Here is a 17,575-nt window from a genome sequence, read left to right as displayed (position 1 = left end):
CAAAATAATCAATTTAAACTTAGACAAATAACTGGCATACAATTTCATAATAAGAGATCCTATACTATCGAAATACATCTATTACAAATTCCCTTTAACGTTTTCAACAATCTCATTTATCGTATTCCGATCAAACTTATCACTAATTTCATATGACTCACGATCTCCTACGAATTGCACGCCTACGATATCATTGCGATCCTTACCGTATTGCACTTCAATAATAGATCCTCGCTCTATTTGTTTCCAAATGAGACCTGCTTCATCTTTATTATCTAAAATAATGCAGTCTTCAATATTTTCGTCAATCCCAATTAACTTATTATCATCCATATATCCAATCTCGTATTGTTGCCGTTCTTTCGCTTTGCCACTTACTAATATACCTTTGCTACCATATGAGTAATCCATATAGTCCTTTTTCTCCGTTTGTACCGCTTTCGGCTTTTGTGCTTCAGTTTTTTCAGCAGCCCCACAACCTGTAATAAGACTGATTGGGATAACCACTATTAATACTAATCTAGTAAATTTTTTTATCATTTGTAGCCAACCTCATATATTTAATGCAAAACTCCATTTATTACTCTATTAAAGAATAACATGATACTAAGTAAACAGAACGAAAGATAACATATTATTTACATACTCGCACTTTAATGAAGGACCAGGCCATTTAAACCTAGTCCTACATAACTTTAACTTTGCTTCACATACTTAATTGTATTAAATGACGTCTCATTAAATAATTGCAAGTTTTCCCCATCATAATCTTGAACTTTATATGCTATTTTCTTTTTTTGAATTGTATCTTCTACACCGTCTACTAAACGTTTATTGAGATGTAAATAGATTGTAAAAGCTTCCTTATCATATTCCCAAGTTCCTTCAATATAATTCTTTTTATTTGGATACTCACCTTTACCATACGTTTCAAATGTCTTATCACCTTTTAAAATGAGTGACATATTGAAACCGTCTGTTCCTTGGAATCCCCAATTACCGATTAATTCCGTACCATCCTTCACATTCTTCATAACGTTATCTGTATTAATTCCAGCTTTCTTATCTAACTCTTTCAAATCTTTCATTGATACTGTACCGTCACCGATTTTAATATCCCCTTCAAGATCTTTGAATGCCTTAAGCCAGTAAATATCTCCTTCTTTCACTAGCTTTTCAGATTTCTCTATTAACTCTTTATCAGTCTTATCACCTTTTTCTCTTTTTTCTTTTCTGGTGAATACTTCATTTATTAAAGAAAAAGACTCTCTAAAATAACTAATTGCTTTTTCAAAATCTTTTTGTTGGTTTACATACTCTGTAGGGGGATCTATTGACTCAAATTTATCTAACACTTTATTTAATTCTTTCACACTATCTACTATATCTGATTTCTTTTTCTTACCGTCAAAAACCTCTCTTGTAATATTGTTATGCTCCGCAAACAACTTATCAAACTCTACTCCTAATTTATACACTTTATTAGGATAGTCTTCCTTTGAAACTTTTTCTTTCTTACTATTAGACTTCGATTCTTTTACTTTAGACTCTTCCGTTTTCTCCTGTTTAGAAGTGTTCGTTTTCTCAGAAACTCCACAACCAAATAACAACATGACCGGAACTGCTACCCCTAGTAGTTTCTTTGCATTCATGACTGATTTCTCCTTCTACTTGAATAGATTACTCTTGCTATACCCATCCTCTTTTTTTATCTTGTAATTAAAGTTACAATCGCAATAACTCCTAGAATCGGTCCCCAATATTCCATTTTTATAAAAAATAATGAGTGCTTTTTGTTAAACATAACTTTTTCACCAGTTTCGGCATCTATATAAACTTTCCCATCTGGCTTATTAATATATTTACCTAAATACCAAGACATAACCCCTGATATAATAAACATTACCGCCATTGGCCAACTATGGTCTTGAAAATATGTAGCGTCCCCCGTTATAGATCCAAAGATAGCCTTACCCAAAAGAGTATTAATAATTACAATAATTGCGACTAAAAAACCCCAACCAGACCAAATAATCATCTATTTCTCCTCCTAAAGCGTACAACTTTGTACTTTATGTTAATTGGAACTGCAAACGAAAATGTTTAAAAAACCGAATATTCAGACGTTAATAATTATATTTAGCTTACATTCGATTCTAACTTTAATGTCCTAAATGCAAATGAACCAGATATAATTTGTAAAATTGTCGGAATAAGTAAAAAGAATAATGACATAAACAACATAACTATAGGAATCACAATCATACAAACTCCATAAACTTTATTATTAACCTTGTTTACTAAACACGATAAAATGAACAACCCTATTTGAACCGTTAAAATAATAGAGTAATAAGCTAAAAGTTCGTAATCAACACCTTCCATAATATTAAACGCTACAACTATTAATATTATGGAAATAATAATTCCCAAAATGCCACCAATTAAACCTAATACGAATTCAGGTGTTCTTTTCAATTCAATCCCCCTTTTATGAACCACTAACAACTTGTATATTTTTCCCATTAACCATCATACCAAATATTCATTGGAAAAACTATACATACTTTTCATTCTTCCTTACAGTGACCTTCTTACCATTATAGATAGCTTGTAGCAGTCACAAAATCAAAAGCTTCAAAATTACTAACCGAATTGTCATACTGAAAATTATAAATTAATATGATAGAATTGTAGGATTTCTTTAATTTAACTACTTCGTTAATTCGAGATAATATTTTATCATCATATGAACATCCCGTTAATAACATAGAAATGTCATCACTCGCTTCTTCTAACACTTCCTTTTCAATAAAATCCTCATCTACATCAATCATATCAATATTAAAATCAACAAAAAAACTCGCTGGTATAGCATCTCCTTCTTCATCATATGTAACATCGATATATGCATCTAACTGATCTTGCGTTTTCATATTACCTAACCATATTGAAACCATTCCATGTACTTCCATTGTAGTTCTCCTTTATTTTTTATCTTGCAGAACCAATTTTATAACTTACCGACTACTTTAAAACACATAATTTTTATAAAAAACATTTCTTCTTTCCATTTAGTTAAATGGGGTTATTCGGAAATTCATTATCATACTTATTAATTAACGCTTTATCATTTTCATTAATTGGTACTTCACCTAAGTATTTATGTTTCCAAATAATCATTTGATCACTAAAACTATATTCTGTTTCGAGCCAATTGGTATAATCGAAATGCATGTTAAATTCCCCACTATGTTCCAGAGACATTGTAAAAGAGTACCAAAGCTCTTGCTGATTATCTTTAAAAACATCTCTTAATTCCTTACTCAATTTATATAAAGAATCTTCTTTCCTTTCAAACTCCTCTTCATTAACTTCGTATTTAAAAGGAATTTCTACACTATACTTATAATTTTGTTTATTTCTGAAGTTGTTATAGAAAAAGTAAGTTCCCCCTCCAGCTTCTGATATTTGTGCATAAAAATAAAATTTCTCCCATTCTTCTGGAATCATGGCATGAACCGTTTCCGCTATCTCTCTATATAATCGATTCAATTTTATTTCCAATTGAATACCCCCTATTTGATGTTCATCATTCACTTTTTCTATATTATACCACCCTTTTAATTAGCTCTTTATTTCATCTAAAATTCAAACCAAGTTTCGATACCTTTAGAAAGTAGACATACCTCTTAAATACAATTAGTATTAAAATAAGAAATATGAAAGACTTAAAAAGGCTTTCACATGAAGAAAGGAAGTTGCACAACTATGGATCTTAAAACAGTTATGCAAGAACTTGAAGCTCTAGGTAAGGAACGAACGAAAAAAATATACATATCTAACGGTGCGCACGAACCGGTTTTCGGAGTAGCTACAGGTGCTATGAAACCAATCGCTAAAAAAATAAAATTAAATCAAGAGTTAGCTGAAGAACTTTATGCCACAGGTAACTACGATGCTATGTACTTTGCAGGTATTATTGCCGATCCAAAAGCTATGAGTGAGTCTGATTTTGATCGCTGGATAGACGGGGCATATTTTTATATGCTATCTGATTATGTAGTGGCAGTAACTTTATCGGAGTCAAATATTGCGCAAGATGTTGCTGATAAATGGATTGCAAGTGGGGACGAGCTTAAAATGTCTGCCGGCTGGAGTTGCTACTGTTGGCTTTTAGGAAATCGCAAAGACAATGAATTTTCCGAAAGTAAAATTTCCGATATGCTTGAAATGGTGAAAGATACAATTCATCATTCTCCAGAACGAACAAAATCTGCTATGAATAATTTCCTAAACACCGTGGCAATTTCATATGTACCACTACATGAAAAAGCAGTCGAAACTGCAAAAGAAGTTGGTATAGTTGAAGTGAAACGTGATAATAAAAAAAGCAGTTTGCTACATGCTTCAGAGAGTATTCAGAAAGAAATTGATAGAGGAAGACTTGGTTTTAAGCGTAAATATGTAAGGTGTTAAAAAAGATTCGTATTAGGGTGTCAATCTGATAAAGATTGATCCCTTTTTCATTCAGGTTATATATCCCCTCATTTACTTTTAACTTATATTAAAAAATAATATCCTGATAACCTACTTCCATTACCTTTTCATTTAATAATCGAACTCCTACACCATTTTCTATATCCCACGTACAATTAAATGTAATTCCAACCTCTCGTCCTTCCGTAATATCTGCATACGGAACAACAATACCCTCTAAACCGATCATCTCTAGTATTTGATCAGTTGTTTCAACTAATGGATAATTTTCTTGCACTCCAATATCATATCCTAATTCACATCGCCTTTGTTTGTAATAGTCTAATATAGACTGTAGTAAACTTATTTGTACCTCTTCCCAATTTTTTATTAATGATTGATACGCTACATACTGCCCTTCATCAAACATCTCATCTTCTTCACCATCTATCATCAAATCAATCTCAGTGACATTGCCTATAAAAGTTATAGGCATACGCTTACCCCAAGCATAATTATATTCAATCTCTCCAAAAACTGAATCGTTCACTCTCATTTATCCTTCATTCCTCTCGCACTTATTACTAAGGTGTCCCTGTTTATTGTTAACTCCCATCAACACTTAACATTTGAAATATTCTTTCAAAAACATATAAAACGTTGGCCAACTCTCCTTTAATTCTCCATTTAAAAGTAATGCATCTCCACCTTCAAAATTTACTGAGTAAACTTTATCAGTTACACTATCAAGGACCAATGCAGCATTTGCTGTCATTTCCGTTAAAACTAAATATTTATTAGGAAATCCATGTTCCTTTCGCGCAATCATTGTGTAATATTCTATATTATTCTCTTCATCTATAATATCAAGTAATTCATAAGGAACGTACTCTTCCCAAAAAGGTCCTGCAAATCGATAATAAAACTCTCTAAATGTATTAGCCACTTCTACACCTAACCTATTTATTACTTTATTCACCTGATCTTTATCTTCCCGTTTATATATGTCTTCTTCCAAAACTTCTTCTAAGCAATTTGGCAAAGCATGCATTTGTATCCCCCTTTTATAAGGTTATTCCATGTGTTTATGAAATGAATTTGCATCTCCCTGCAAACTACCTATATGGCATAGAATCAATAAATGTAACCTCTAAACCATCAAACATATCTTCTCTTTTCGCTTCATTATATTTAAAATCATAAAGAACAATAGCAAAGTTAATATCTTTCGCTAAACTATCTCCATTTATTAGCTTTTTTATTTTAGGAGTAATTCGTTCACTGTAAGAAAAATCACTTAAAATATGTTCAACGTCCCTTTTATTATTCTCATAAAAACAAAATTCAATATTATCTTCATCATAATAACCGAATTCAAAGCTCGTCCCAAAATTTGAATGAACTGAATCACCATCTATCGTGTAATCTATATCGACATACTCCTCAAGATTTTGGAGTGATTTAGAAATTCCAAACCAAACTGAAGCCATTCCACTATATTCCACTTTCCCACGCCCCTCTAGCCGGTCTATAATTCATATAAACATTCTTCACTTTACTATTTTTGTAATCTCAAACTAGAAATCAACTCATTTAAACTATTCGAAACCTCTATAAACAAACCTCGTTCGAAATCCTCCAATTCGACTTTGCCACTTACATTATTTAAAACAACTAGTAAACCATTTCCTTCTACTCCTATAGGAATCTTATCTAGCTTACGATGATCTTTTTCATATCCTTCTAACTTACCTTCAAAATTCTCCAATTCTATATTTGGTAATACAGCTTCTAAACTAATATAATGGTCACCGATAAACCCATCCAAATCAGCAAACCAATATGAGTTAAAATAGTGATAAACCGAATCATGAAACTTAATCCCGAACCGTTCCTCAATTATTGTTAAATCCGTTTTAATATATTTCTCAACCGGTTCCCATGAAATTTCTTCTTCCTCTATTTCACCATGATATATAACGAAATTGACTTTTTCATTATATGGTGTTTTAAATAAGAAATTCAAACCTCTATCAAAATATTCTTTTCTTAATTTAAAATATGTACTCATAGGATTCTTCACTATCACCATACTCCTCTTCAATGCACCATACATTTTTTTCACTTTCAATTATTCATATAAGTTCTCAATTTCAATTAACCAAAAAGATCCCTTTTCCATACACTTTTCATCAATTTTTTCTAATTTTTCTTTCAACCAACTTATTGTACACTCTGGTATATTATTATCGATAAAGGCATCCTCACCATTTATCTCTACTGCCCTATCGATCATTTTTGAATATACTAATAAACATGCTGCAAATTGATGTATAGAAGAATTCATAAACACTTCTTTATACTCATCACTATTATTTAGAAATACTATATTTTCTTGCTTTTCAATTATACAAATTGGATTTCCAGAACCTGTTGTTCCTAAATACCAATATTTTCGAAACTCTTCTGGCATTTGAAATACATTTATAATAGACCTTACGAAAGACTGAGATGAAGTAAATTCTAAATATGGTGGCGGTGTTTCCGGTAAGCCTCCTATAGCCAAAAATCGTTTCACTTCAGCTGAAAAGTTTTTGTTTATTAATTCTTTTTCAGGAAATGTAATGAGTGGGCCATCTTTATTAACATCCCATTTCTCTCGAAAATCCTCTGGTAGTATCATTTTTTCACCTTCTTGATGTATTTATAACTTTTTACATTTAGTTGAGCTACTAGTTGTTTTTTTATTTTCTCCCATAAAACATCTATTAAAGCTTTCCGTTATAATAAAAATCACTCCTTAACAGAGTGTCATAGAATGATTCATCACATATATCGTTTTCTTATACGACTACATGTCCATAAAAATACTTTTTACCAATCTTCCATTCTTTCTTTGTTAGAACATCGATATATGACATCAACTCTCTATTTTTTTCATTTGTTATTATCGTATCGTATTGAATTGGACATTTGATTCCACTCCAAATTGATAAAACGGAAGGTATAGTAACAACATTATAAGTAGTTCTATCTCTTAAAGAACTCATAACTTCCGAAACTAACTCCTTTGCCAAATCTCCAGGAAAAGATAGTCTATTACGATAATAGTATTCTTGCGTATCGTTATTTTCGATAAATTTAGAATAAGCTTCATTAAATTCTTCTAACGATACTTCATAATACTCGTCCTCAATTCCAAGCATCCATGAAAGTTCATTTCTTATAGCTTTTTCAACAAAGGTATCTTCCCACTCTTCTAGTAATGCTAAAAGATATGGTACTACATGATATGAAAGAGTTTCACCAGCACTTACTACAAAATTATGAACTCCATCCTCTGAAGCACTTGAAAGGAATTTCAAATTATTCGTTTCTAATAAATCATCGTGAGTAGCTGCTGAACAAAATAGTCTAGTGCATAAATTCAAAACAAGCTCATCTCGAGTACTATTCATAAGTTCGATTAGTAACCTCTTTACAGAGAAATCACCAAGCTTTAACAATTCATTAATTAAAATAAAGGATTCTTTCTCTGTTGCACTATCCCTTAAGTTAGACTTAAGAGTTTCTCTTGTATAATTAGAAACTTCTCCATACCAAACATCTTTTTTTAGATCCTCTAATTCCATCATTCTCCCTCCTTTTATTGCTGCTTACATTTATACGAACCATTTTATATGGATAATATTATTAATCATGTAACTTATTTAAAAACTCCATAAAATTATTAGCAATATGGAATACATTTTCTCTTGCTCTTTCCTCTGCTTCCTCAGCGGTAATCCTTTCACTTTCCATCAATGTTTCCTTTTCCCATGCCCCCTCATGTTCCCAAAAGACGACAATTGGATCTTCTTCATGATTTTTATAATCAAAGCAAATTAAATTTCCTGCTGGATTAAATGCGAATGGTACCAATTCATTTGGCAGAGTAGAAATATACTGGTTATATACTTTAACGATATATTCACTACTATCTACATCATAAGAAAGTAAAGTTCCAAATACCTTTGTTATCGTATCTATTTCAAATTTATAAGGTAATACAGCTGAACCATTATTATTTGTAGCACATTTTACATAGTCACTTGGAAATATATACCCTATCTCTTTTCCCACATTGTTTATATATTCTGCTGAAACTGGTTCATCCGGTACTGGCCATGTTAACTTCACCTCCTAACAAATCACATCACGTTTATCCGAAATAACTAATTGCATCATCAACCAACCATTCAAGTCGTATGTCTTCTTTTGTAATCGTTTCATTGTTATGTAAGTCTTTCCACGCAATCAAATCAATTGACGCAGTCCACAAAATGTTGTCACCGCCTTTTGATGCGCCGATTCCTAATGCCCCTGTGACAGCTGCTATTTCAATCACATTTTCTGAGAATCTATTTTCAAATCTACTTATTTCACTTGATTTACTCAATTTCGAATACATTCCTTTCATCACCCACAGGCATAAATACTTTGTGAGTTTTCCTGTTTTATTATAATTGGTCATGGTAAAGCCTATATAGAATTATAGCTATAATTCTATATAGGCTTTTTTTCACCTGGAATTTTAAATTTATTTACATCATATTCTTTAATTATATATACTTTTATAGCTTCAAAATCTTTACCAAATGCAAGAGATGGATTTTTTAAGAAATATATTATTTCTTCCTCTTCATAAATTCGGGCTTTAATTATTTCTTTGTCCGAGTGAAACGATAAATTGACTCCTTTGTAAAAATATTCGTAGTATCCCTCTTCATCCTGCTCACTCTTATCTTCAAAAGGAACAGATTCAATATGATATATATTCCCATTTATATTTATTGATTTCATATAGCATCACTCTCTTTTTAAGAATATTCATAAGAAATTAAATAGTCTCTGTCAATCATACCAAAAATAAGGGATTTACTTTTAGAATTTATAAAAAATATATAGGATTAAATTACAATCTTTATATTTTTTTTCATATTACTTCATTATCTCTGTACAATTGTGTAATGTGTCACAGAAGTAGACATATTGCAATGAGTTGCAGTGAAGGGGAATATCCTTTGAGAATATAAAATAAGAAGATCAATCTAGAAAGACTATCTAGTTCGATCTTCTTTTATTGAATTTTTAATTAATGCATTTTTACCCTTAAAATAATATAATCAACGGGTGGATTATTATTTACATCCTCAAAACTGGGTCTAACTTTAAAATCAAATTCATTTGTTATATTTTTCAATGAATAAAGGTTTATTCTATCTACACTTGTACGGGGGAGCAATATATCCGAAAACGTAAAACGCATGAAGAATATGTTGCGGAACTATTAGAAAACGCGGGTATGATATGCCGCAGAGGTTTTAGAAGTTCATGACGATAATATCGAAGTTATAGGAACATACAAAGGCGCTAGAAATACCACAGAACACAAATGAAACTCATGTAAAAATATATGGGAGGCAGCACCAACAAATATTTTAAAAGGAAAGGGAGAGAAACATTATGTCAAAGTTATTACGTGAATTATCTAAACCGGATAGTGAGGCCCTGCGTTCCGAAGCACTAGAACAGTTGAAAGTTACTTCAGGTAAAATTGTTGCTTGTGATCCTCTTATTTTTAATAAAAATCACTTCGAACAAACAATTCAGCCAGGTACATATCCAATTGTTGCTTGGTGGCATAAGGAAGATAGAATCATTGCTGGTGCCGAATTGAAATTGTCGGAGTCAAAAGCGGTAAGATGGAAGATGGCAACAAAACCAGGACAAAATGTCAGTGAACTGGAAGACGGATATATTTTTGGTTACCCAGTTGATACAGGCTTAGGGTGCTTTGCAGATGTTGAAGCAATTGATAAGTTAGAAGAAATAGAAGATGAGTTACAACAGGAACTAGGAGAAGAATTTACTAGTTTGTATGATGATCTTATAGATGACATACTAACAGAACATGATGAAGATTGGGGAAATTGCGTGGTTTGTAAGGAAACAGGAAGTAATATCATTATATTCCGTTCAGGTTATGGAGATGGATTTTATCCTTCCTATTGGGGAATCGATGAAGCAGGAAAAATCGTTTCACTTGTTACTGATTTTCAAGTGCTACATGAGGAAAATTGAGGACAATATCAATAATGATATAAGAATCAATATTTTTTCTTTTACAGCGTCAAATATTTGTAAATAACCCGTAGGATAATCTCCTTATATACTACTGGTTCTAATAAATAGGGTTATATTCTTAAGTGAATATAACCCGTCATTAATTCTAGTTTTTTATTAACAGTTTTTTATTTAAATAATTTATTAACTCTACTGATGTAGAGTTAATAGTGCACTGTTTTATCACGATACAGGTGAACTTCAGATACTCTACGCTCCGAAATTACTTTTTCTATGATTTCTTGGCGATTATATTCTACCTGCATCGTTTCACAGTTTCCCCAATGAGTAGGAGCGGATTTTTCGTTTGACTCAAATACATCTAGAAGACGATTCAATATCTCTTCCTCGTTAAATGCTACAGTCGGATACATTGCGATTGTAAAATAATTCGGTTTCATTTTTTTGTTCTACAATATTCCCTTGTTCATCATACTTTTTAAAAGTCATTTCACGTCCCGCAATACATTCAGACTCATGCTTCTTCATTCCGTTTTGAAAAAATTCAACATGGTAGCCTTCAACCGTGCTTCTATTCATATTGCTGATTCTTTTTATATTTCCATTCTCATAAACATCATAAGCTAAACCAGTAAACAATTTTTCTTTACCATCATCTGCACACTCTACTATTCCTAGCCCATAAGGTCCCCCATATTCTAAACACTCTTCAAACTCAAGGCCATTCTGTATTATATACTCCTTCGTTAACACACCATTTAACATTTTCAATCCTCCTTTACGATATTAGCTAATGGTTAAGTCTGTTATGTAAAAGTAAGTTTTTATCGTAATATACTTCTATTTTTATTATGTAATTTCTATATACAATGAGGGGGATTTTCTAATATTTTTTTATAAACGTATATATCCATCAATATATAATTTTAACTTTTAAATACATATTTTTTCTGATTTTTAAATTCACTCCTCAATCGCCTAATGAACTAACAGATCCCCTTAGTTATTTTTCATTTTGCACAGTATGTATTAATTACGCACAAATAAAAAAACTACAGTCTAGTATATCACTGTAGATTCTTACATTTACTCTTCTTGATAATGCACTATATCATAGGGATAGTGTGGTGTCTCTTTCAAAACTGCATTATCTTAAGTCTATTTATAGTACTTAATGCATCTTTCTTGGAAAGGGATTCTATCATCAAATAGCACTTCTTCTTGCAGAAACTTTATTATATCCTCTATTTTCGCAATGAATAATGTGAAAAAATCGCCCGAATTAGGATATGAAAATAGTCCATACCCCTTTGGTGACAGTATTTTGTTGGCCAATTCAATCTTCTCAGGTAAATATTCATAGTTAAATGCTTCTAATTTCTCGAGTTCTTCTTGTGTCGCTAATTCAATTTGGTTTGTAAATTCGTAATCAAGCATAAAGTTGACAATTTCTTGATATTGCTCACCTTTATAGTCAACGTATAAAAACAGTTTCGTCATCAAACCATATTTTAATAGATCTTCATGTAAGCCATAACCTCCTTGCTCCTTCAAAAACGTTTCCAAATCCTCACTATCGGGAAATATACTCTGCGCTATACCTTGATTATGCATATTAGCTTCCTCCTTTTTTATTAAAATAATTCTCCATGCTTGTTAGGAATATATTCCGGATAGTTTTTACGATAAAATTGATCAATCATCTGAAGCACAGGATCCCATTTAGGATATGGCTCACGTTCCCCAAATACCATTCTCGCTTCTGGAGTATTCATCAGAAAATTATCAATTTGAGTAGGTACTGGCAACCCTAGTTGTTTCCTTACATGAATTAAAAATAAGATTTCAACAGGATAAAACCCATATCTGAAATCGCCAAATTCACCTAGTTGTCCGATTTCAGAAACTAATGCAGAATGATAATGAGCCATTATTGAAATTAGATGTTCTATTTCTTCTAAATCATCAGTCGCCCAACGTCCCAACACTTCATCATACATGTTAAGGTCTTCAGGAATTAAATCGCATCGCAGCTTAGCTTCCTTAAACTTATTTTTCACGATTAAGTGCAATTTTTGATTTGTTCCCATGATGGTTTTATTTTTATATTGCAAGTACAGCTCTAGCAAAAACCAAATATGTCTATTCTCTTCATTAGCATCTATTAAATGTCCACAGAAGTGATGAACCATAAAATCATATAATATATTCTCTTCTTTCTCCCATCCATACATTGCAAAATGAACTATTGTGAGGGTGACTTCTCTAAACGTATATCCCAAAATCATCTTTGGATACCTGATTGTATAGAGATCCTGTCCCATGCACTGGTAAAATAAGACTTTCTGCATGTTCTTTAATCCTTCTACATTGTTTCCATCGTTTATTAATACATCGTTTTTCCATAGTGACAAGTGATATGAGAAAATTTTGCTTAAATTTATTAATAAGATGTGACCTTTCTCTATTTCATTTTGCTCAACAATCTTCTCAATCTTATTTTTACTGACATTATACTTATCTTTAACATCTTCAAATTTGATTCCATCCACAAAATTTTTGCTATATCTTTTAAAAGCCATTTCTAACTTTTTTTGATTCATAACTGCATCCTTCCTATGAATACATCTATTTTCTTCTTTAACCTTTCCCCTTAATTCACTCTCACCTTCAACGAGCTCATATATTTCTATACAATTTGTATTATCTATTCATATAACTTATCACCAGACACACTTTTTTGTTCAATCCAAACCTCGCATTTACACAGTGCATCTTTTTCAGTAAATTAAAGCAATAGAAACTATCTTTAGTTTTTCCTCTTCTCTTATTTTTTCCCACAACTGTTTGCTAAGTGAACATGTTCATTAAAAATGTTGTTGTTAATTTGTTTTTCATATTTCTTTAATTCTTCATTGATTTTACTGCCAGTTTTACTTTCAAAACTTTTCTCTAATTCTGCTGCTATATCTCTTAGACTTGTTTGTAATTCATGAAATGTCCCTATATTTTTTTGAAGAGCATATGTATCTTCTTTTATAATGTCTATTGATTTAAACCCTACTTCTGTTTTTAACATCATACGCTGCATTTCTCTTTCAATCTGTTTTTTAGCAGCTTGTAACTCCTCAACAACCTGACTCGCTAAATCTCCTGTCACATTTTCGATTTGCTTTTCTATCTTTTTAATTTCCCCCATAAAATCCATCATATAATTATCTCCTTATCTAAACTGAAAATTCCCCGCTAATTGATTATCTTTATCCCTAAGTGAATTTGCTGCATCACTAATTTCATCCCCAAATCTACTTAAACTTTTTTGTTCTTTTCTTAAAAGATGAATTAATTCTTCTGCCATGTGTACATCGTGAAAATAGTCATTTCCACCTTCTTTCGTTTTAGCAATTCGTGAGATGGCTTCATCTATTTCGTATGCTTCTAATAGATGATATTTCCCACCTGGCCCTGTTTCATATTTTAATTGACTTTTCAACTTTTGAACCGCTTCAGCTTCTCTTCTTTGAAACTCTTCTATATTTTTTGCTATATCTGATAATCGATTACTGAGCATTTGAATTTTTTGTGCTTGTCTTATAATATCTTCAGGTTCTAATTTTAATAGGGGGCTTCCATTTGAATGAAATGCTCCTCTAAATGTATCTCTACCGTGTCCTTCCATAGTTAAACGTGTAAAAAAATCTTCTTTTGTATCATTCTGTCTCACTGTAAATTGCTTACCAATTAGAGGTGCACCGAATTGAGTATGGTTACCAATTGGGTCATTCTCATGTGTATAATCCGTAGCTTTGTTTTCCATTTCCCCTCTATCTACTCGTTTTTTCGCTTCAGGACTTAGCAAACGATAAGGGTTTGGTGCAGCCCATGTAGTTGCATAAAAATTCCGTTCCGAAGCAACATAATCAGCTTCTGCGCCTCCTTTACTATGCCCTGTAGCATGCACATAAGTTGGCTGATATGTTTCATTTACTTTATCTACCCATTCCAATCCGGTATTAAAAGATGTTGCAAAATCTGGTTTTACTGTTTGACTATTACTTGGAGTAATTACTTTAGAATGTGTTTTAATTCCAAACGTAATTTGATCGATATCTGTTTCGAAATCTGCTAATTGCTTAGGCTCTGTTCCACGAAATGCAAATACTATAGTTTCATAGTGAGTTTTATTCTCTTTATAATCATTTTTCGGTACCACTGCAATAGCTTGTAATCCATTTTTCACTTTTTGACAATCTGCATCTATTGATTCTATAACAACCCATTTTTTACCATTAACACCTTTTATTTCTACACCTTTGTGCAAAAATTTATCATCATACACTTTATCTGATAGTTCGAAGTAATCTTCATCTGTCGCAATTGAATTCTTTTTAAATTCACTCATATCTTTCAACTCATTTCATGGTATATTTTAACTATATTCAAATACAAGGGGATTTTTTATGAAGAAAAAATTAGTAATTATTTTATCCATTATTTGTATTATAGCAGGAGGATTTTTTACTTTGGAATACTTAAAACATAAAGAAAAAGAAGAATTTTTTTGGAAAACACAAGAAACAAGAGTAGAAAAGTATATTCATTATAATGTTAAAGATGTTAAATCGATTACATTTATAGAACATAAAATAAGTCCAATGGGAATTCCGTCTATAGAAGGATATATAAATGATGATAAAGATCTATGGTTTGATGCTAGTATCAGTACTACAGAAAACTTCGAAGATAAATTTTCACGTTCTGGAGAACTAGGAAAACTTATAAAAGACCCTGAAAAATCCGTATCCGAAATTGAAGAGGAAGAGAAAGAAAAGAAAAAAGAATAGTCTCTGCACTATTCTTGTCTATCCCATTTTAAAAAGAATGTAATGGTAAGTTTTTTATAAGGGGCATTTCTAATGAAGAAAGTAGTTATTTTGATTGTGTCTGCTTTGTTACTCATTGCAGGAGGATTTTTTACTTTGGAATACTTAAAACATAAAGAAGAAGAGGAAAAGTTTTGGAAAGTACAAGAAACAAGAGTAGCAAAATATATTCATTATAATGTTAAAGATGTAAAATCTATTACATTTACAGAACACGAAACTAGTCCTATGGGCGTTCCTCATATAAAAGGATATATAAATGATAATCAAGAATTATGGTTTGATGCCGGTCTTAATAGTAATGATAATTTCGAAAGGAAATTGGGGCGTTCTGGAGAACTTGGACAACTTATAAAACAGCCTGAAAAATCCGTATCCGAAATTGAAAAGGAAGAGAAAGAAAAGAAAAAAGAATAGTCTTTGCACTATTCTTGTCTTCCCTATCCAATTTTAAAAAGAATGTAATAGGGGCATTTCTAATGAAGAAAGTAATTATTTTAATTGTATCTGCTTTGGTGCTCATAGCAGGAGGGTATTTTACAATGGAATACTTAAAACATAAAGAAATAGAAGAAAAGTTTTGGAAAGCACAAGAAGTACGTGTAGAAAAGTATATTCATTATAATATTAAAGATGTGAAATCTATTACATTTACAGAACGTGAAACTAGTCCTATGGGCATTCCTAGACTAAAAGGGTATATAAATAATAACCAACAATTAGATTTTGTAGCTCGTATTAGTACTACAGAAAATTTCGAAGATAAATTTGACTGCTCTGCGGAATTAGGAAAACTTATAAAAGATCCTGAAAAGTCTGTTTCCGAAATTGAAAAGGAAGAAAAGAAAAAAATCCAAGAGTAGTCTTTACGATTACTCTTTTGTTTTCCTATAAAAAATAAAACAAAAGTTGATTATTTGTAATATAGTAATAGCCATTTAACTATCTATAAGATAATTTTTTTATATTTGATAACCATATGCCTATCAATCCCATTATTTTAGTCTTATTTTTTTTTCCAATCTTTATTATCTCTCATCTATCTTACGTTTTATGTATGCAGCGATTTCTATTCTCTTGTTTAGCTATGTCTCTTACATTTGCAGAAACATGAATTATTCAACCGAAGATTTATAATCACTCTTTACATTTTTTAACCCTTCTATTACATTATTTATTCTTATCGATAAATCTTTTATTTCCTCTACTGTCAATTCACCTTCTGCCTCTTGAAGATTAAACATACTTAGCCTCTTTGTTATACCTTTAATACGCCCAACAAAAACCATATGATGATTGACTGCTATTTCTCCTATGGTAGTATCAACGATAACATCTTCAATCTTTCCTACATTATCAAATTCATCCGCTAGTTTTGCTATAGCATATCGATACCCTCTCTCTTCATCTAATAACTCTTCGTACGCCTCCCGAATTGCATGAAATAATTCATCATACTCCCAATCTTTCATACATCCTCCCTCAAAAAAATCCCCACGCTTATGTGAAAATAATCTTTCAACACAAATATGAGGACTTCCTTATTTCATTACTATACTTTATACATTTTATTCGTTAGAATCTTCGTCTTTCAATTTATATACTCTATCTCTTTTCTCATCACTTTTGACAAAAATAAGCTTTTCTTCTTTAACAAACCCTTCTAATAGTAAGCATACTTGCCCATATGCTTTAGGCTTATTCGTTGTGAATCTTTCATCTGATATTTTACCAGCTCGTATTAATTGTTCGCATAACTCAAGTGCACTTATTTCTTCAGAATTAATTAATTCTAAAATGTCCTTTTGTAAGGGCGATAAAGGTACGGGAATCTCAGCTACCTCTACCTTTCCTCGTTTGTTTTCTTCTTCAAATAAATCTTCGAATGAAATTTGATTCATACTTCTTTTCCTTTCTAACGATTGATTTGTATAACATGAACTGAATCCTATAGCGTATGTATTATTATGTATCACTTACCTTTTTTCAAAAATCTCAAACTCATGTACATCGTTTCATATAGTATATTTCGATTATACCAAATATACGTTCTGTTTTCTATTGTAGAATTCGTTATAATAGGGATG

The 17,575-nt window shown here is 31.4% G+C and carries 26 protein-coding genes and 2 pseudogenes; 5 read left to right on the top strand and 23 right to left on the bottom strand.

Going from position 1 to position 17,575, the window contains the following annotated elements; translation table 11 throughout:
• Positions 1-81 precede the first annotated feature (81 nt).
• The 6 genes from ACTFR8_RS16695 to ACTFR8_RS16670 form a co-directional block, all read right to left on the bottom strand.
• The gene (locus ACTFR8_RS16695; RefSeq protein WP_000591634.1) at positions 82-540 is read right to left on the bottom strand and encodes a hypothetical protein; all 459 of its coding nucleotides are present in this window, start codon (positions 538-540) and stop codon (positions 82-84) included.
• Positions 541-695: 155 nt separating this feature from the next.
• Positions 696-1,652, bottom strand: coding sequence for a DUF3994 domain-containing protein (locus ACTFR8_RS16690; protein WP_000992211.1), 957 nt, complete (start codon positions 1,650-1,652; stop codon positions 696-698).
• A 56-nt stretch (positions 1,653-1,708) separates the two neighbouring features.
• Positions 1,709-2,038: a hypothetical protein gene (locus ACTFR8_RS16685; RefSeq protein ID WP_000587853.1), complete on the bottom strand. Its 330-nt coding sequence runs from the start codon at positions 2,036-2,038 to the stop codon at positions 1,709-1,711.
• Between the two features lie 101 nt (positions 2,039-2,139).
• Positions 2,140-2,478, bottom strand: coding sequence for a DUF4064 domain-containing protein (locus ACTFR8_RS16680; RefSeq protein ID WP_000831724.1), 339 nt, complete (start codon positions 2,476-2,478; stop codon positions 2,140-2,142).
• A 122-nt stretch (positions 2,479-2,600) separates the two neighbouring features.
• Positions 2,601-2,975, bottom strand: a complete 375-nt coding sequence (locus ACTFR8_RS16675; protein ID WP_000451798.1) for an immunity 22 family protein — start codon at positions 2,973-2,975, stop codon at positions 2,601-2,603.
• A gap of 103 nt (positions 2,976-3,078) precedes the next feature.
• Entirely contained in the window at positions 3,079-3,567 is a 489-nt protein-coding gene (locus tag ACTFR8_RS16670; RefSeq protein ID WP_000403543.1) for an antitoxin YezG family protein, read from the bottom strand.
• Positions 3,568-3,771: 204 nt separating this feature from the next.
• Between ACTFR8_RS16670 and ACTFR8_RS16665 the strand changes: the two genes are divergently transcribed.
• On the top strand, positions 3,772-4,479 hold the full coding sequence (locus tag ACTFR8_RS16665) for a DNA alkylation repair protein (protein WP_044584640.1): 708 nt from the start codon (positions 3,772-3,774) through the stop codon (positions 4,477-4,479).
• An 88-nt stretch (positions 4,480-4,567) separates the two neighbouring features.
• On the opposite strand, the gene ACTFR8_RS16660 is transcribed toward ACTFR8_RS16665, so the two are convergent.
• The 9 genes and pseudogenes from ACTFR8_RS16660 to ACTFR8_RS16620 all read right to left on the bottom strand — a co-directional run bounded on the left by ACTFR8_RS16660 (position 4,568) and on the right by ACTFR8_RS16620 (position 9,321).
• Positions 4,568-5,035 (bottom strand): DUF6985 domain-containing protein, encoded by a 468-nt coding sequence (locus ACTFR8_RS16660; RefSeq protein WP_044584641.1) that lies wholly within the window; start codon positions 5,033-5,035, stop codon positions 4,568-4,570.
• A gap of 66 nt (positions 5,036-5,101) precedes the next feature.
• Positions 5,102-5,530 (bottom strand): SMI1/KNR4 family protein, encoded by a 429-nt coding sequence (locus ACTFR8_RS16655; protein ID WP_044584642.1) that lies wholly within the window; start codon positions 5,528-5,530, stop codon positions 5,102-5,104.
• Positions 5,531-5,594: 64 nt separating this feature from the next.
• Positions 5,595-5,984 (bottom strand): immunity 22 family protein, encoded by a 390-nt coding sequence (locus tag ACTFR8_RS16650; protein ID WP_044584643.1) that lies wholly within the window; start codon positions 5,982-5,984, stop codon positions 5,595-5,597.
• A 53-nt stretch (positions 5,985-6,037) separates the two neighbouring features.
• Positions 6,038-6,550: a SecY-interacting protein Syd gene (locus ACTFR8_RS16645; RefSeq protein WP_180740655.1), complete on the bottom strand. Its 513-nt coding sequence runs from the start codon at positions 6,548-6,550 to the stop codon at positions 6,038-6,040.
• 60 nt (positions 6,551-6,610) lie between these two features.
• On the bottom strand, positions 6,611-7,162 hold the full coding sequence (locus ACTFR8_RS16640; protein ID WP_044584645.1) for an SUKH-4 family immunity protein: 552 nt from the start codon (positions 7,160-7,162) through the stop codon (positions 6,611-6,613).
• Between the two features lie 160 nt (positions 7,163-7,322).
• Complete coding sequence (gene imm47, locus ACTFR8_RS16635; RefSeq protein WP_044584646.1) at positions 7,323-8,111, bottom strand: Imm47 family immunity protein; 789 nt, start codon at positions 8,109-8,111, stop codon at positions 7,323-7,325.
• 61 nt (positions 8,112-8,172) lie between these two features.
• Complete coding sequence (locus ACTFR8_RS16630) at positions 8,173-8,658, bottom strand: SMI1/KNR4 family protein (RefSeq protein WP_044584647.1); 486 nt, start codon at positions 8,656-8,658, stop codon at positions 8,173-8,175.
• A gap of 40 nt (positions 8,659-8,698) precedes the next feature.
• Positions 8,699-8,938 (bottom strand): annotated as a pseudogene (locus tag ACTFR8_RS16625) (DUF7021 domain-containing protein); the annotation flags it as partial.
• 86 nt (positions 8,939-9,024) lie between these two features.
• On the bottom strand, positions 9,025-9,321 hold the full coding sequence (locus tag ACTFR8_RS16620; RefSeq protein WP_002178507.1) for a hypothetical protein: 297 nt from the start codon (positions 9,319-9,321) through the stop codon (positions 9,025-9,027).
• Positions 9,322-9,984: 663 nt separating this feature from the next.
• On the opposite strand from ACTFR8_RS16620, the gene ACTFR8_RS16615 reads away from it, so the two are divergent.
• Positions 9,985-10,602, top strand: a complete 618-nt coding sequence (locus ACTFR8_RS16615; RefSeq protein ID WP_044584649.1) for a DUF4241 domain-containing protein — start codon at positions 9,985-9,987, stop codon at positions 10,600-10,602.
• A 209-nt stretch (positions 10,603-10,811) separates the two neighbouring features.
• Here the strand turns inward: ACTFR8_RS16615 and ACTFR8_RS16610 are convergent.
• The 6 genes and pseudogenes from ACTFR8_RS16610 to ACTFR8_RS16585 form a co-directional block, all read right to left on the bottom strand.
• Positions 10,812-11,045: pseudogene (locus tag ACTFR8_RS16610) on the bottom strand (hypothetical protein); the annotation flags it as partial.
• Entirely contained in the window at positions 10,996-11,370 is a 375-nt protein-coding gene (locus tag ACTFR8_RS16605) for a hypothetical protein (protein ID WP_044584650.1), read from the bottom strand. The gene ACTFR8_RS16605 and the pseudogene ACTFR8_RS16610, both read right to left, overlap by 50 nt.
• Before the next feature lie 393 nt (positions 11,371-11,763).
• Positions 11,764-12,219 (bottom strand): hypothetical protein, encoded by a 456-nt coding sequence (locus tag ACTFR8_RS16600; RefSeq protein ID WP_044584651.1) that lies wholly within the window; start codon positions 12,217-12,219, stop codon positions 11,764-11,766.
• A gap of 20 nt (positions 12,220-12,239) precedes the next feature.
• Positions 12,240-13,208 carry a hypothetical protein gene (locus tag ACTFR8_RS16595; protein ID WP_001072153.1) on the bottom strand — a complete coding sequence of 323 codons (969 nt, stop codon included), beginning with the start codon at positions 13,206-13,208 and terminating at the stop codon, positions 12,240-12,242.
• A 224-nt stretch (positions 13,209-13,432) separates the two neighbouring features.
• Positions 13,433-13,816, bottom strand: a complete 384-nt coding sequence (locus ACTFR8_RS16590; RefSeq protein ID WP_000968637.1) for a hypothetical protein — start codon at positions 13,814-13,816, stop codon at positions 13,433-13,435.
• 12 nt (positions 13,817-13,828) lie between these two features.
• On the bottom strand, positions 13,829-15,007 hold the full coding sequence (locus ACTFR8_RS16585) for a hypothetical protein (protein ID WP_001288655.1): 1,179 nt from the start codon (positions 15,005-15,007) through the stop codon (positions 13,829-13,831).
• Between the two features lie 58 nt (positions 15,008-15,065).
• Between ACTFR8_RS16585 and ACTFR8_RS16580 the strand changes: the two genes are divergently transcribed.
• The 3 genes from ACTFR8_RS16580 (at position 15,066) to ACTFR8_RS16570 (ending at position 16,351) form a co-directional block, all read left to right on the top strand.
• On the top strand, positions 15,066-15,449 hold the full coding sequence (locus tag ACTFR8_RS16580; RefSeq protein ID WP_000728327.1) for a DUF1433 domain-containing protein: 384 nt from the start codon (positions 15,066-15,068) through the stop codon (positions 15,447-15,449).
• A gap of 72 nt (positions 15,450-15,521) precedes the next feature.
• On the top strand, positions 15,522-15,905 hold the full coding sequence (locus ACTFR8_RS16575) for a DUF1433 domain-containing protein (protein ID WP_000758185.1): 384 nt from the start codon (positions 15,522-15,524) through the stop codon (positions 15,903-15,905).
• 62 nt (positions 15,906-15,967) lie between these two features.
• Positions 15,968-16,351, top strand: a complete 384-nt coding sequence (locus ACTFR8_RS16570; protein WP_061663077.1) for a DUF1433 domain-containing protein — start codon at positions 15,968-15,970, stop codon at positions 16,349-16,351.
• A gap of 252 nt (positions 16,352-16,603) precedes the next feature.
• On the opposite strand, the gene ACTFR8_RS16565 is transcribed toward ACTFR8_RS16570, so the two are convergent.
• Positions 16,604-16,960, bottom strand: coding sequence for an Imm3 family immunity protein (locus tag ACTFR8_RS16565; protein WP_252209614.1), 357 nt, complete (start codon positions 16,958-16,960; stop codon positions 16,604-16,606).
• A 96-nt stretch (positions 16,961-17,056) separates the two neighbouring features.
• Positions 17,057-17,389 carry a DUF3895 domain-containing protein gene (locus ACTFR8_RS16560; protein WP_001071932.1) on the bottom strand — a complete coding sequence of 111 codons (333 nt, stop codon included), beginning with the start codon at positions 17,387-17,389 and terminating at the stop codon, positions 17,057-17,059.
• Positions 17,390-17,575: the final 186 nt, after the last annotated feature.

The organism is Bacillus cereus group sp. MYBK15-3, assembly GCF_051916765.1.
Classification (GTDB): Bacteria; Bacillota; Bacilli; order Bacillales; family Bacillaceae_G; genus Bacillus_A; species Bacillus_A cereus.
The sequence above is the reverse complement of the archived record's forward strand: the minus strand, read 5'-3'. Positions and strand labels throughout refer to the sequence as shown.

Excerpts from the sequence above, each read along its gene's own strand:
- imm47 (WP_044584646.1), bottom strand. The coding sequence starts at position 8,111 with ATGGAATTAGAGGATCTAAAAAAAGATGTTTGGTATGGAGAAGTTTCT.
- ACTFR8_RS16590 (WP_000968637.1), bottom strand. The coding sequence starts at position 13,816 with ATGATGGATTTTATGGGGGAAATTAAAAAGATAGAAAAGCAAATCGAA.
- ACTFR8_RS16595 (WP_001072153.1), bottom strand. The coding sequence starts at position 13,208 with ATGAATCAAAAAAAGTTAGAAATGGCTTTTAAAAGATATAGCAAAAAT.
- ACTFR8_RS16660 (WP_044584641.1), bottom strand. The coding sequence starts at position 5,035 with ATGAGAGTGAACGATTCAGTTTTTGGAGAGATTGAATATAATTATGCT.
- ACTFR8_RS16665 (WP_044584640.1), top strand. The coding sequence starts at position 3,772 with ATGGATCTTAAAACAGTTATGCAAGAACTTGAAGCTCTAGGTAAGGAA.
- ACTFR8_RS16645 (WP_180740655.1), bottom strand. The coding sequence starts at position 6,550 with ATGAGTACATATTTTAAATTAAGAAAAGAATATTTTGATAGAGGTTTG.
- ACTFR8_RS16620 (WP_002178507.1), bottom strand. The coding sequence starts at position 9,321 with ATGAAATCAATAAATATAAATGGGAATATATATCATATTGAATCTGTT.
- ACTFR8_RS16580 (WP_000728327.1), top strand. The coding sequence starts at position 15,066 with ATGAAGAAAAAATTAGTAATTATTTTATCCATTATTTGTATTATAGCA.
- ACTFR8_RS16575 (WP_000758185.1), top strand. The coding sequence starts at position 15,522 with ATGAAGAAAGTAGTTATTTTGATTGTGTCTGCTTTGTTACTCATTGCA.
- ACTFR8_RS16615 (WP_044584649.1), top strand. The coding sequence starts at position 9,985 with ATGTCAAAGTTATTACGTGAATTATCTAAACCGGATAGTGAGGCCCTG.
- ACTFR8_RS16675 (WP_000451798.1), bottom strand. The coding sequence starts at position 2,975 with ATGGAAGTACATGGAATGGTTTCAATATGGTTAGGTAATATGAAAACG.
- ACTFR8_RS16685 (WP_000587853.1), bottom strand. The coding sequence starts at position 2,038 with ATGATTATTTGGTCTGGTTGGGGTTTTTTAGTCGCAATTATTGTAATT.
- ACTFR8_RS16565 (WP_252209614.1), bottom strand. The coding sequence starts at position 16,960 with ATGAAAGATTGGGAGTATGATGAATTATTTCATGCAATTCGGGAGGCG.
- ACTFR8_RS16585 (WP_001288655.1), bottom strand. The coding sequence starts at position 15,007 with ATGAGTGAATTTAAAAAGAATTCAATTGCGACAGATGAAGATTACTTC.
- ACTFR8_RS16655 (WP_044584642.1), bottom strand. The coding sequence starts at position 5,530 with ATGCATGCTTTGCCAAATTGCTTAGAAGAAGTTTTGGAAGAAGACATA.
- ACTFR8_RS16570 (WP_061663077.1), top strand. The coding sequence starts at position 15,968 with ATGAAGAAAGTAATTATTTTAATTGTATCTGCTTTGGTGCTCATAGCA.
- ACTFR8_RS16690 (WP_000992211.1), bottom strand. The coding sequence starts at position 1,652 with ATGAATGCAAAGAAACTACTAGGGGTAGCAGTTCCGGTCATGTTGTTA.
- ACTFR8_RS16600 (WP_044584651.1), bottom strand. The coding sequence starts at position 12,219 with ATGCATAATCAAGGTATAGCGCAGAGTATATTTCCCGATAGTGAGGAT.
- ACTFR8_RS16605 (WP_044584650.1), bottom strand. The coding sequence starts at position 11,370 with ATGTTAAATGGTGTGTTAACGAAGGAGTATATAATACAGAATGGCCTT.
- ACTFR8_RS16560 (WP_001071932.1), bottom strand. The coding sequence starts at position 17,389 with ATGAATCAAATTTCATTCGAAGATTTATTTGAAGAAGAAAACAAACGA.
- ACTFR8_RS16640 (WP_044584645.1), bottom strand. The coding sequence starts at position 7,162 with ATGATACTACCAGAGGATTTTCGAGAGAAATGGGATGTTAATAAAGAT.
- ACTFR8_RS16695 (WP_000591634.1), bottom strand. The coding sequence starts at position 540 with ATGATAAAAAAATTTACTAGATTAGTATTAATAGTGGTTATCCCAATC.